This is a genomic window from Paenibacillus contaminans, assembly GCF_003285015.1.
Taxonomy (GTDB): Bacteria; Bacillota; Bacilli; order Paenibacillales; family NBRC-103111; genus Paenibacillus_V; species Paenibacillus_V contaminans.
Window position 1 is genome coordinate 222,311 of record NZ_QMFB01000012.1, and the last position, 12,429, is coordinate 234,739.

Sequence of the window (12,429 nt, forward strand, 5' to 3'; positions counted from 1 at the left end):
TCTACAGACTACAGCTCCCCGAGCGTAAGCGAAGCAGTCGCTTTCTTCCCTGCCCGATAGTATGTGATGGACAGCTTATCGCCGATCTTCTTCTCGTTATACAAATATTTGCGCAATGCCAAAGCGGAATTGATCGGCTTGCCGTCAAGCTCGACGATCACGTCGCTGGTTTTGAGCCCTGCTTCTTTAGCCGGGCCGGATGCGTCCAGTACGATAACTCCAGTTTTCACATCGTCGGGCAATTTTAGTACATCGAGACCGGTTTGATACGATTGCAAATCTTCAAGCGTAATGCCCATAGCCGGGCGTTTAACTTTATGATCTTGTATGAGTGCTTCAAGAATAGGCTTCGCTTCGTTAATCGGAATCGCGAACCCGAGTCCCTCTACGCCGGTCGTCGCGATTTTCAAGCTGTTGATCCCGATGACTTTACCATCCAGGCCGACCAAAGGTCCGCCGCTGTTTCCTTGGTTAATCGCCGCATCGGTTTGAATGACGTCGATCTCCCAGTCGAGCTCGCCGTTCTGTCCGAGCGAAACCGGGATGTTGCTCTTAGGCCGGCTGATTACACCGGTGGTAACCGTCTGCGAGAAGTCCAATCCAAGCGGATTGCCGATCGCGATGGCCGTCTGACCTGCCTTAAGCAAGTCCGAATTGCCGAACTCGGCTACGCTCGTCACGTCGCCCGCGTCGATTTCCAGCACCGCCAAATCGGTGTACAGATCTTTGCCGAGAACGGTCGCTTTCTTCCGCTTGCCGTCAGGAAGAACGATTTCAAAATCCGTCCCGCCGTCAATAACGTGATAATTGGTAGCGATTCGCGCTTTCCCGCCCGTTTTCTGAAAAATGATGCCCGAACCGAGACCCAAGCCCATCATCTTATCCTGCTTGGCGTCTTTCACTGTGCTTAGCACGCTGACAACCGCAGGCTTCACCTTGTCGGCCGCCGCCACTACTTGGTCATGGCCTCCGGTAGCAGCCGGGCGAAGGATTGCAACAAGCCCTAAACAAAGGAGAGCCCCCAATACGGCGGCAATAATGGCCACCCATACGATGCCGCCGCCGTTCTGAGGCTGTCTGTTCCATCCCCGCTGTCCCCATCTGGACATCTTGGTGGAGTAAAAATCGTCTTGAAAAAAGCTCAATCCATCCCTCTCCCTTCTGACGGATCGTCAGCCCTAAACCGGTGAACCCGGCATCTATCTTAACTTTCCTATATCCGATCAAAAACGCGTTACTGCAGCGGAACAAAACCCGCCGAATGAACAAGGATAAACGCCTACCGGTGTCTTTGACCATGGCGTTTACCGGGATTTAGAGCACTCCACGATATACTTTCGGATAAACGAAAATAATCGGAATGTTTTTGTGAACGCTTGACTACAATAGTAACACAAAAGAAAGACAAAAATCATAGTTTCCTAGAAAAGGAGAATCGGGATGAATCGTATATTCAATCACTTGGAGCAAGTCGATTTGATCGGCAAACTGGCCGACATGAAAGAACAGCACTACCGGCAAACCGTCTTGATCAGCGCGCTGCTGGAGCTATTGATCGAGAAGGGGCAGCTTACGCACAGCGAGCTTGAAAACAAACTCGTTCAGCTGGACGCCATCAATCCTGATCCAATCTATCCCAAGCAGTAGGCCGGTCGAAGTATGTATCCATCAGTTTGACCTGCTCCTCCGTGATCCGCTGCCCTTCAAGTATGTTGCCGACCGTCAGCCGCGCCAAATCCATCATGTTGTGATCGCGGCTCAAATGCGCTAAATAAACCCGCTTCGTCTTGGACGAAAGGATGTCGATAAGTCCTTCGCCTGCCGCCTCATTGGACAAGTGGCCGACGTCGCTCAGAATGCGGCGTTTGATGTTCCACGGATACTTGCCCATGCGCAGCATCTCGATATCGTGATTGGATTCGAGCACCAGAACGTCCGAATCCTTGATTTTCTCTTTTACCTTGCCGCTCATATAGCCGAGATCCGTTGCCAGACTCAGCTTCTGCTCTCCTTCATGGAAGCAATACCCTACGGGCTCCGCCGCATCGTGCGAAATACCGAACGATTCGATCTGCATCGTGCCGATCTCGAGCAGCCCGCCCGTATCGAGGACGCGCCTGTTGGATTCGGCAATCTCGCCGATCTGCCGGTCCAGCTCCGCCCACGTTTTCTCGTTGGCGTAGATCGGAAGGTCAAACTTGCGCGCAACAGCGCCAAGCCCTTTAATATGATCCGCATGCTCATGCGTCACCACTATGGCATCCAGGTCGCTGCCGCACATGCCGCGCTCCTGCAGCAGCTCGTCGATCTTCTTCGCGCTGAAGCCGGCGTCCACGAGCACCTTCGTTTCCTCGTTCGTCACTACCGTAGCGTTTCCTGTGGATCCGCTGGATAAAACACTAAACCGTAACCCCATAATCCCTGCTCCCTCTGCCCTTTCATACATGCTGTCGTTCGTGCTGCGATCATGGTGCGTTCGATACTTACTGCCGTCCATTCCGCCCAAATACGCCTCTGGCAACCTCACTCCCGCTGCTCCTGCGGCCGTTCCAGCTCGCCGTTGAACGCCTGAACATAATACGGGACGCCCTCCGCGAGCACGACGCGCCAAGTAGGCAGCATGACCTGCGTCTCGGAGTCGAATTGCTGCCCATGATAGCCCAGCCGAACGTCTGCTATGACAGAGCCTTCCGGCAAATTTTCGGCCAGGCTTCGAATCGCCGTATAGGCCGAAATAACCTTCTGCTCTTTGTGCTCTCCTCCTGATTGTACTTCAACCGCCGTCTGTTTAAAACCGTTGATTTCGCCTTTTTGTCCATATAGATGGAGCGTTGCGTCGAAGAGCGGCATGTCGCTCATCACCTGATAGAAAACGTACTCGTCATCGCGGGTAAGCGCCGTATCCAGCTTATACGCATTCGCATTCTCCACCGGCAGCTTCGCGATAACCTCTTTAAGCCCGCTTCGGCTGATTAAGTTCACGTACTTGATCGGCTGCTGGAGGGTGACCTTCTCCGCATTGCGGTATTTCTCCTGCAGCTTCACGGTAATCTGTCCAAGCTTCGGCGTATCTTTCGGAACATCCGCGAGCACCCGGATGTTCTTGTTCGCGAGCAGCTTATTCGTCTCTTCGATAATGCTGGCCGTATTGGTTTCCGAATAGGGCTGGCTGAAGCGCGTCACCCACAGCTGATAGCCGAGCAGCACATTCAGAAACAAGAACGATACGATCATAATCATCTTCGCCCGTCCCCAATCCATCCGTTCACCTCCGCTTCATCGTTCCTTCGCCTCGTCCTGCAGAACACTTACAGGAACTCGAACGTCCCATCCCTCAGCTCAACCGCCCAACGTGGAATCAACTCGATATACTGATCCGTGACAACCGCCTGATAAGCCGGGAAAATCGCCGCCGCCATGACTCTTCGCGGGTAAAGGCTGATCATGTCGTCAAGCTCTTTGCCGCCCGGCAGCGATGCTTCCGTACGGGTGGCGTTGTTAAGATCGGGAATAACCGTCGAGCGCTCGTAGTTGGACAAAACGCCTTTCTGCAGCACAACCTTGATGTAACCGAAATTTTCGTTCCTGCTGTTTATAATAGGGACATTGTCGATGAACTGCCTGAATATGAAGGTTTGCGGCCCGAAGGATTGCTTGGGCGTAATCTTGCTGAGCATGTATTTGCTGTTCCAGCCGCCGTGCTGATTGACGAACTGAATGCCCGACAACAGATTGCCCTTGACGTCGGAACGGCTTTCGGCCGGCGTAAAAATCGGATCCGAATAGCTGAACCAGCGCTGGTCCGGCTTTATTTGCAGTCCCTTTTTGCTATCCGTATAGATTTGCGAGCCGTCGCGCTCCTGAAGGAACCGCGTCAGCCCCGGGTCGACGAACAAGCTGCGTTTAAGCTGATCGGCCGTAAATTGCGTGTACGGCATCCGGATTTTGGCCATGGCGATCGGCTGCTCCGGCAAATAGAAATCGCCGTCCTCGGAATGATATTTCGTCAGAAACTCCCCGAACCCGACTGCCTTCTCTACGTCCTTGGCGAGCACATCCGCCTTCACGACTTCATAAACGGTCGTCCCCGTCTCCGTGAAAAAGTACGTTTTGACGTCCTCTTTGTTGTCCTTGATATAGATCCAAATTTTCGTGATGTAATCGTTGTCCGTCGGCAAATCCTCATTGATCCGCAGCATGGTCTGCAGGATATTAAGCGGTATCGCGTCTTTGAAGCGCACCTCGAACCCGACTTGATTGTTGCGGATATCCTCAAGGTGAATGCCGGCAGTCACCAAGTTCGTTTTGCGCAGCCCGTCGAACGTCCGCCGTTTCAGCAGGTCGTTGTAAATCCGCTCGTAAAACTGGTGATCGAAGGGCAGAACCGTATGACTCTTTTTGCCAAAATGCAGAACGATCTCGCTCGGATAAAGCAGGTCCGATAACTCCGCCTGCGTGCCGTCAAGCCGCGTCTCCACATAGTCCTGCGCGATCGGCTCGAACTTCGGCGTCCCGTACGCGAGCAGATAGCTCTGCACGAGACTTAACGCGACGAGCAGGGTGAGGAGGACCGATTTGAATTTTTCCACTAGGCCGTCTCCTCCTCCCGTACATAGGGCAGCGTAAAGGTGACCTTCGTTCCGTGATTATATTCCGATTCCAAAACAATCGCGCCGCCATGCGCTTTTATAATTTCCCGGGCAATCGACAGACCGAGGCCGGTACCGCCCATATTTCGCGATCTTGCCTTATCCACCCGATAGAAACGTTCGAAAATACGGTCCAAATCCTTCTTCGGAATGCCGATGCCATTGTCTTTAACGGCTACTTCCACCGTCTCGCTGTCGGATAACCGGGCGGAAACCGTTATTTGGCCGCCGTCTCCGGTATATTTGATCGCATTCGAAACGAGATTGTCGAGCACCTGGTCGATTTTATCCCGATCCAGCAGCACTTCCCCGATTTCGTCCGCAACCTCGATGGCGATATCGATTCGCCGCTGCTGCAGCTGAAATGAAAAACGGTCTGCGACCTCGTCCAGCATTTCCCCTACGCTCGTCCATGACTTTGCGAGGATCGCCTGCTTCGAATCGAGCCGCGACAAATGGAGCAGATCCGTTACAAGCCGGATCATCCGTTCCGTCTCGCTGCGCGTCACGCCGATGAATCGGTGCGCTAACGCCGGTTCCTCCAGCGCCCCGTCCTCTAACGCCTCCAGATAGCTTTTAATCGTCGTCAGCGGCGTCCGCAGCTCATGGGACACGTTGGCTACGAACTCGCGCCGGGCAAGCTCCAGCTCCTCCTGCTCCGTTACATCGTGCAGCACGACGATCGTCCCCGTCACACCCAGATCGCGCCGGTGAATCGGCGTAAACGTTACGCGGATTTTACGATCCTCGTCCTGGGGCTGTATCCGCTCGATCATAATCGGCGTCCCTCTTTGTTCGCCGTTAATACGGCTCAGCGCCACTTCTTTATCGAGCTCCAGCACCTTGTACAAATTGCTGCCGAGCGCTTCGTTCTCTTCGAGCTGAAGCATTTGCTTCGCACGCTGGTTGATCAGGATAACATGATCCTGGTCATCAGCGGCAACGACGCCGTCGCTCATGTTCGACAAGATCGAGGAGAGCTTCTCCTTCTCCTCCTCGTTGACCGAGAGCGCTTCCTTAAGCCGGTTCGTCATGTAATTAAACGCGAAGCTCAGCTGACCGATCTCGTCGTAGCTGAATACCTTCACCTTTTGATTGAAATTGCCCTCCGCCACCGAGGTTACCTGCTTCGTTATTTCTTTAATCGGACTCGTGATCGTATGCGATAGAATAACGCCGAGCAATGCCGTCATCGCAACCGAGATCAGCGTCCCCGACAGGAAAATGCGGTTAATCCGGGTCGTCGTATTGTAAATTTCCTCCATTGAAGCGACGATATATACCGCCCCGATGACCTTCGTATCGCTGGAGACCGGCTTCGCGATCGCCTTCTTCCGATAGCCGTCCGTATCGAGAAACACCTGTTCGTTATCTTTGTCCTTAATGTTCTGCAGGGCACGGCTGACGACCAGCTGCGTATTTTTCTGCCCGACGATCGATTTGGAATTTTGCTGCGACGTGCTGATGACGATACCGCTGGCATCGATAATCTGAATATCCCAGTTGCTGACACGGTTCCATTCCATAACGAAATCGGTGATCGATTCCTCACCCGGCTTCTTCCCGTCCCCGGACTTGCTCTCCTGATTGACGGATAGCTTAGGCTCCACGTAATCGGCCAGCAGCAGCGCCTGTTTATTCAGCGTATCGGTGAAATTGTTCATAAACGAGCTTTCCGTCGTCCGGACGAAATAAATACCGATCAACTGCATCGCGAACAATATAAGCAGCACGTAAATCAAAATAAACTTGATTTGAATCGTCCGAACGAATCGAAAACCTTTCATGCAAAAGCGCCGCCCGTTTTCGGGTTCCGCATCATATAGCCGAGCCCCCGGCGCGTCGTAATATATTCCGGCTTGCTCGGATCGTCTTCGATCTTCTCGCGCAAGCGGCGGATCGTGACGTCAACCGTACGAACGTCCCCGTAATAATCGTATCCCCATACCGCCTGCAAAAGATGCTCCCGCGTCATAACCTTGCCGTTGTTGCGGGCCATATAGTAGATAAGCTCGAACTCCCGGTGCGTCAAGTCCAGCAGCACATTGTCCTTATAAACGACGTACATGTCGCTGTCGATGAGCAGCTTATGAATCCGCAGCCCTTGAGGCGCAGCAGCCTCCTCCGACTCTTGCTGGTTTTGTGCCTGCGCTTGCGTCTGACGGCGCAAATGCGCTTTCACACGCGCCAGAAGCTCGCGGGCGCCGAACGGCTTCGTTACGTAATCGTCCGCTCCCATCTCAAGTCCGAGCACTTTGTCGATCTCCGAATCTTTGGCCGTCAGCATAATGATCGGCGTGTTCCGTTTGGCCCTTACTTCCCGACACACATCCATGCCGTCCTTCACAGGCAGCATCAAATCGAGCAATATTAAATCAGGATCCTCGCTGAAAGCGAGCTCCACCGCTTCTCCTCCGTCATAAGCGCAAATAACCTGGTAGCCTTCTTTCTCCAGATTAAATTTCAAAATGTCCGCAATCGGCCGTTCATCGTCCACCACTAAAATTTTACCGTACATAAGGCCACCGCCTTTCGTCTTCTTTACCCTCTATTCTAACACAAAACCGCCCGTCAAGCTTCGGAGCTTGCCCGCTTCTCTCGAATGCCAAATACGCCCAAGGATACCTGCAGCTTTGCGTTTTTCAGGCTGCGCGTTTAACGGATATACGTTCCGGGTAATTAGGATAAACGCCTAACGGCGTTAACGGCGTCTTGACGCTGGTGTTTACCGGGATTTAGAACCACTTTCACGATATACTTTCCGGCGCGATAAAATAAAAAAGCAGAGAACGAATGTCGTCCCCTGCTAGCGATCAAGATGATAACTTTTGATTTAGAATTTCAAATATTTAAGCGGATTTTCCGGTGTAGTGCCCTTCTGAACTTCAAAATGCAAGTGTACTCCGGTCGAATCGCCGGTGCTGCCCATCGTGCCGATTTTATCGCCCTTCTCGACGATTTTGCCGACGCTGACGTCGATCTTGCTCAGATGGCCATACAAGGTACGGTAGCCGTTCAGATGATCGATAATAATATGATTGCCGTAATCGGATTTGAACCCTGCGTATACGACTTTGCCGTTATCCGCTGCCATAATGCTCTTGTTGCTGGAGGTCAAATCTACGCCCTTGTGGAGCTTGCCCCACCTGCTGCCGTAGCCGCTGGAGAGACTTGACGAAATGACCGGCCAAGAGAACTTCCCTGTTCCTTCACCCTTGATCACCTTCGTGCCTCTGCGAATCTTCGCTTTGACCGGCTCCTGGATAACCTCTTCGCTCAAGAGCTCCTCTTCCATCATGAGCCCGTTTACTTTCGTCACGTTGAAGGTGACCTTCTTAAGACCGTTCTTACCTGCGTTGATCGTTTCCGTTATTCCGGCCCGAACCGTATCGTCCTGCACGTACTCGGTTTCATACTGGATTTCCTGATTCTCTACGACTTTCTCCACCGTGCGGACCGATAGTGCCGGCTGCAGCACCGTCAAATCAATCTGCTGTCCGACCTTGATCATATCGTCTACGATCCATGGGTTGTTCTGATAGATGACCTGCTTCGAAATATTAAATTTCTTGGCGATGCAGGAGACGCAATCTCCCTTCGCCACCGTATATTTAGTAGGTTGAATATCGCCGGTTTCCAGCTTCTGCGCCAGATCCTCGGTTTTCTGAACCGCGCTCGGATCGATGTCGATCGGCTTCAGCTCGACCTTCTGGACAAACTCGACCTTCTGCATCTCCGACTCCCCGGCCTGAAGCTCCTTAGGCGCGGCTGCCGACAACACCATTACTTTGCCTGCATCCTTCGCTTTGCCGGAGGCATATTTGCTTTTGATTTCATCGAACAAGCCTTCCGCAGTATCGGCATCCTTCAAAATACCGACCGGCTGGCCATCCACAATGAGCTGTACGCCGACCGCATGCGACGTCAGCATGCCGGAAAGTTTATCCAGCGTCCCTTGGTCGTCGCTTTTCGCCTTGAAAGCCTTTTCACTTTTTAAGGTGACCTCGTCGGTGTTCAGCACCATATGTACATCTGGGTATTTCTGTTCAATTTCCTTGACCTTGGCAAGCTTGAAATCATCCACGACTTGCGGATCGCTTACGACGCCTACTTCTTGATTCTCCAAATAAACGTGGAAAACCTCCACTGTATTCATCTGGACGTATTGGCTGCCGCCTAATGTAACGACTGTGGCAATACCGAGCGCTCCCGCTCCTGTAGCCAGCTGCATTCTGTAATAACGGGCCTTGGCGTACAATTCCTTGGGCCAAGCTGCCTGGCGAATCGAATCAAGCGTCGATTGCATACGTTCCTTCGCGAACGGTCGCTTCTTACTTCCGGCTTCTATCTGTAAGTTCGTGTCGGACTCGGCTTCCCGTTCGTTCGGAATCCGGTCGACTTTGCTCAACATCGACTTCATCCTGCCTGTCAAGCGTTGCAATTGAATTTTCGAAACAGCCTGCTTCGCAGACGCAAGCTTTTTCTTGATCCAATTTTCATTCTTGAAAACGGTCATGACGATCTCCTTCTACCTGTAATTCGCATATGCATGCCAATCGGTTGTTTGTAATCGCGTTTTTGGTCAATAAAAACCGCCGCTGCATCCAGCGGCTTCCCATACAACGTGCTGCATTTCGTGATGTGCGTAGGCGATAGCCTTATTTTACCATTCCCAAATGCCTATAAAGTCAAAACAGTCATTTCGCAGGTTTCAGCAATTACGTTAGCTAAACAACTCAACGGCAATTGGCTTACTTTGCCTTACACGATTAGACGTTTTTTTTACTTTACCACAGCCTTGTTCGAGTTTTCAACCCCTATTCGCACATCTCAAGAACATAAAGCGATCCGTTTCTCGACATAATCCGAGGGACAAGCACTCCTCAAGTCCTGAATCTTTAGCCTTACACCAAGGTTTACACGGCCTCCAGGCCTTCCGGGACAAGACGTATAACCGATAAAAAAATTGATCATTCGGTGAAGAAAAAATACTCTCCTCTGCTGGCATCACGGCCGACCGTACCAATTAATATCTCATGCGCGCCGGAGGACATTCCACGATATATTTTCCGATAAACGCAAAAAAGGCGGCCATCCAGCCTCCCCTTCAGCATTTCACCCGGGACCTGCATCAAAATTTCTTTAATATGTCCATAAGCTCTTCATACTCTTCCGACTTCAAATATTTCTGCGCCGAACTGTCCATCACGTTCAGGTCGTCCGACGAAATGCCATCCTCCACCATTTGCGAAAATTTCTGAAGCTCCTCTTCGGGCAAACGCGTGAGCAGCAGCGTAAAAATTCTCATTTTATCCGCGTCCGAAAGAAGCTCCCTCTTCTGGTTGAACTGCTCCGCCGTCATGATCAGCTTCTTCTTGTCCAAGGCGTCGCTGCCCGAGCCGGAAGATTGGCCGAATACAGGCAGAGCATTGTCCGGAACATATTCCTCGCGGTTTCCGCCGGCTCCGCCGGTAGATCCCCCCGCTCCCGTACTGGTACCGCCGCTCCCGCTCCCGCTTGTTCCCGCGTCGATCCCCCTGCCGCCGTTCATTCCATCCAAACCTGTGCCGCTGCCGTCTGCACCCGCCGACGGGCTGCCGTTAACCGGCGCATCGCCGCCCGCCGCGTTTGATCCCGTACCGTTATCCGCCAAGGCTCCTTTGGACCCCGTCCCGCTGCCGGTTCCGCCGCCCGTACCGCTCTGGCTGCCCGCAACCGGATCCTGCCCTTTCCAGTCACCTATCATCTGATCCCATAAGTCCGAGAAATGAAGCTTTTTCATGTTTGCGCTAAGCGGAAACTGCCCGAGCAGCTTTTCTACATACAAATGTACAGTCATCCAAGTGACATATACGGTCAATACGGATACCAGCACCGTCATCACGATCAATTTGCTCAACCGGTTCAGCCATTTTATCACGCTTCGCTCCACCTCTGCCGTCTTTCGTAGTCATGTAAAGCATTTCCTTTCAGAAAACGCCTTACGGTTAAACATGCTTGAAAACCTTATCCTGCAAGCATATGCTAACCAGTATTGACGGAAAAAGTGAGGTTTAACGCTCCATAGCTAAATAACCGTTTCAAATGTGCATTTTCGTGCAAGGGTAAACGTTTATGCCCCGTCAGGTTACGGCGATGAGAGAAGTGCAGCCTGTTCTCGCACCATTTTCGTAAAAAAAATAGCTGCCCGTCCTTGGGACGAACGAGTTTACCGCAGGTCAAGAGCAGCTTCCGCAATTTGCCGATAGACAAAAAAAGGAGCACCGGAGAGGTCATCTCCAGTGCTCTATATAGAAGGAAGAGAGAAAAAACGTCATGTAAGGAAAGCTCTTATACGTAAATCGGCGCTACTTGGTTCGTTTGCTCACGGTTGCGGCCGACCGAGAAAATTGCGATCGGGATACCCGTCAGCTCCGAAACGCGCTCGACGTAACGGCGTGTCGTTGCCGGCAGGTCCTCCAGCTTGCGTACGCCGGAAATATCTTCGGACCAGCCCGGAAGCTCTTCGTAGATCGCTTCGCATTCGGCCAGCATGCCGAGATTAGCCGGATAATGCTGAATAATTTCGCCGCGGTATTTGTATCCCGTACAAATCTTCACGGTTTCAAGCCCGGTCAAGACATCAAGCGAGTTAAGCGACAAGCCGGTAATTCCGCTGACCCTGCGGGCATGACGCACGACGACGCTGTCAAACCAGCCTACGCGGCGCGCTCTTCCCGTCGTCGTTCCGTATTCGTTGCCGACCTCGCGGATCCGGTCGCCGATTTCATTGTTCAGCTCGGTCGGGAACGGGCCGTCGCCTACGCGGGTCGTGTAAGCTTTCGCGACACCGATAATTTGATGTATTTTTGTCGGTCCGATACCTGCGCCGTTGCAAACGCCGCCTGCCGTCGGATTCGAGGATGTTACGAACGGGTAAGTACCTTGGTCGATGTCGAGCATAACGCCTTGCGCGCCTTCGAACAGCACGCGTTTGTTCTCGTCGATCAGCTCGTTCAACAATACCGAAGTATCGGCAACATAAGGGCGAATCACTTCTGCGTAGCCCAAGTATTCCTTCAAGATCGCATCCGCATCGAGCGGCTCCGCACCGTAAATCTTCTCGATCAGCTCGTTCTTCTCGCCAACGAGGCGGCGCAGCTTGCTTTCAAATTCCGTGGCGTCCAGCAGATCGGCAATCCGGATGCCGTTGCGAGCCGCTTTATCGACGTAGCACGGACCGATCCCTTTGCGTGTCGTTCCGATTTTGCTGTCGCCTTTGCGGTCTTCCTCGAGTCCGTCCAACAGGATGTGATAAGGCATAATCACATGCGCGCGGTCGCTGATCCGAAGATTCGTCGTAGTAAAGCCGTTCTCGTGGATATAATTGATTTCTTCGATTAGAGCCGCAGGATTGATGACAAGACCGTTGCCGATGACACACAGCTTATCTTTATAGAAAATCCCCGACGGGACAAGGTGCAGCTTATATTTTTTGTCTTCGATCAAAATCGTGTGGCCCGCGTTGTTACCGCCTTGATAACGTGCTACCACTTCTGCCGTTTCGGCCAAAAAGTCAGTAATTTTACCTTTACCTTCGTCGCCCCATTGGGTACCGACAACTACTACGGTTGACATACGCACAACCCCTTTGCGAGCACTTCACGCACCCGAGTTTTGCTGATCTGCTGTTTTCACACAGCAATTTCAGTGTATCAGCCAGCCCCTCGAAAGTCAATAAAAACGAACAATCGCACACAGGCGTGTACGATTGTTCGGGAATTAAGCTATATCTTATAAG

10 protein-coding genes are annotated in these 12,429 nt (G+C 52.3%); 1 reads left to right on the plus strand and 9 read right to left on the minus strand.

The annotated features are described in order from the left end of the window. Positions 1–8 precede the first annotated feature (8 nt). Complete coding sequence (locus DQG23_RS21015) at positions 9–1,145, minus strand: S1C family serine protease (RefSeq protein ID WP_238177956.1); 1,137 nt, start codon at positions 1,143–1,145, stop codon at positions 9–11. A gap of 295 nt (positions 1,146–1,440) precedes the next feature. Here DQG23_RS21015 and DQG23_RS21020 point away from each other — a divergent pair, with 295 nt between their 5' ends. Further along, the gene (locus tag DQG23_RS21020) at positions 1,441–1,647 is read left to right on the plus strand and encodes a hypothetical protein (RefSeq protein WP_113032839.1); all 207 of its coding nucleotides are present in this window, start codon (positions 1,441–1,443) and stop codon (positions 1,645–1,647) included. Here the strand turns inward: DQG23_RS21020 and DQG23_RS21025 are convergent. From DQG23_RS21025 to DQG23_RS21060, 8 genes are all read right to left on the minus strand, one after another. Then, entirely contained in the window at positions 1,616–2,416 is an 801-nt protein-coding gene (locus DQG23_RS21025; RefSeq protein ID WP_113032910.1) for an MBL fold metallo-hydrolase, read from the minus strand. The two genes, DQG23_RS21020 and DQG23_RS21025, sit on opposite strands and share 32 nt — an antisense overlap. A 107-nt stretch (positions 2,417–2,523) precedes the next feature. Continuing rightward, on the minus strand, positions 2,524–3,261 hold the full coding sequence (yycI, locus tag DQG23_RS21030) for a two-component system regulatory protein YycI (RefSeq protein ID WP_113032840.1): 738 nt from the start codon (positions 3,259–3,261) through the stop codon (positions 2,524–2,526). Positions 3,262–3,308: 47 nt separating this feature from the next. Continuing rightward, entirely contained in the window at positions 3,309–4,589 is a 1,281-nt protein-coding gene (locus tag DQG23_RS21035; RefSeq protein ID WP_113032841.1) for a YycH family regulatory protein, read from the minus strand. Further along, positions 4,589–6,436 carry a cell wall metabolism sensor histidine kinase WalK gene (gene walK, locus DQG23_RS21040; RefSeq protein ID WP_113032842.1) on the minus strand — a complete coding sequence of 616 codons (1,848 nt, stop codon included), beginning with the start codon at positions 6,434–6,436 and terminating at the stop codon, positions 4,589–4,591. Before walK ends, DQG23_RS21035 begins: the two co-directional genes overlap by 1 nt. Then, positions 6,433–7,167, minus strand: coding sequence for a response regulator YycF (yycF, locus tag DQG23_RS21045; RefSeq protein WP_113032843.1), 735 nt, complete (start codon positions 7,165–7,167; stop codon positions 6,433–6,435). The genes walK and yycF overlap by 4 nt, the downstream gene beginning before the upstream one ends. Before the next feature lie 315 nt (positions 7,168–7,482). Beyond that, entirely contained in the window at positions 7,483–9,165 is a 1,683-nt protein-coding gene (locus DQG23_RS21050; protein WP_238177957.1) for a M23 family metallopeptidase, read from the minus strand. Positions 9,166–9,780: 615 nt separating this feature from the next. Then, positions 9,781–10,569, minus strand: a complete 789-nt coding sequence (locus DQG23_RS21055) for a hypothetical protein (protein ID WP_113032844.1) — start codon at positions 10,567–10,569, stop codon at positions 9,781–9,783. Between the two features lie 410 nt (positions 10,570–10,979). Next, positions 10,980–12,266 (minus strand): adenylosuccinate synthase, encoded by a 1,287-nt coding sequence (locus DQG23_RS21060; protein WP_113032845.1) that lies wholly within the window; start codon positions 12,264–12,266, stop codon positions 10,980–10,982. Between the last annotated feature and the right edge of the window lie 163 nt (positions 12,267–12,429).

What these genes read in the sequence shown, in the direction of transcription:
- DQG23_RS21020 (WP_113032839.1), top strand. Translation starts at nt 1,441, where the DNA reads ATGAATCGTATATTCAATCACTTGGAGCAAGTCGATTTGATCGGCAAA.
- DQG23_RS21025 (WP_113032910.1), bottom strand. Translation starts at nt 2,416, where the DNA reads ATGGGGTTACGGTTTAGTGTTTTATCCAGCGGATCCACAGGAAACGCT.
- yycI (WP_113032840.1), bottom strand. Translation starts at nt 3,261, where the DNA reads ATGGATTGGGGACGGGCGAAGATGATTATGATCGTATCGTTCTTGTTT.
- walK (WP_113032842.1), bottom strand. Translation starts at nt 6,436, where the DNA reads ATGAAAGGTTTTCGATTCGTTCGGACGATTCAAATCAAGTTTATTTTG.
- yycF (WP_113032843.1), bottom strand. Translation starts at nt 7,167, where the DNA reads ATGTACGGTAAAATTTTAGTGGTGGACGATGAACGGCCGATTGCGGAC.
- DQG23_RS21050 (WP_238177957.1), bottom strand. Translation starts at nt 9,165, where the DNA reads ATGACCGTTTTCAAGAATGAAAATTGGATCAAGAAAAAGCTTGCGTCT.
- DQG23_RS21060 (WP_113032845.1), bottom strand. Translation starts at nt 12,266, where the DNA reads ATGTCAACCGTAGTAGTTGTCGGTACCCAATGGGGCGACGAAGGTAAA.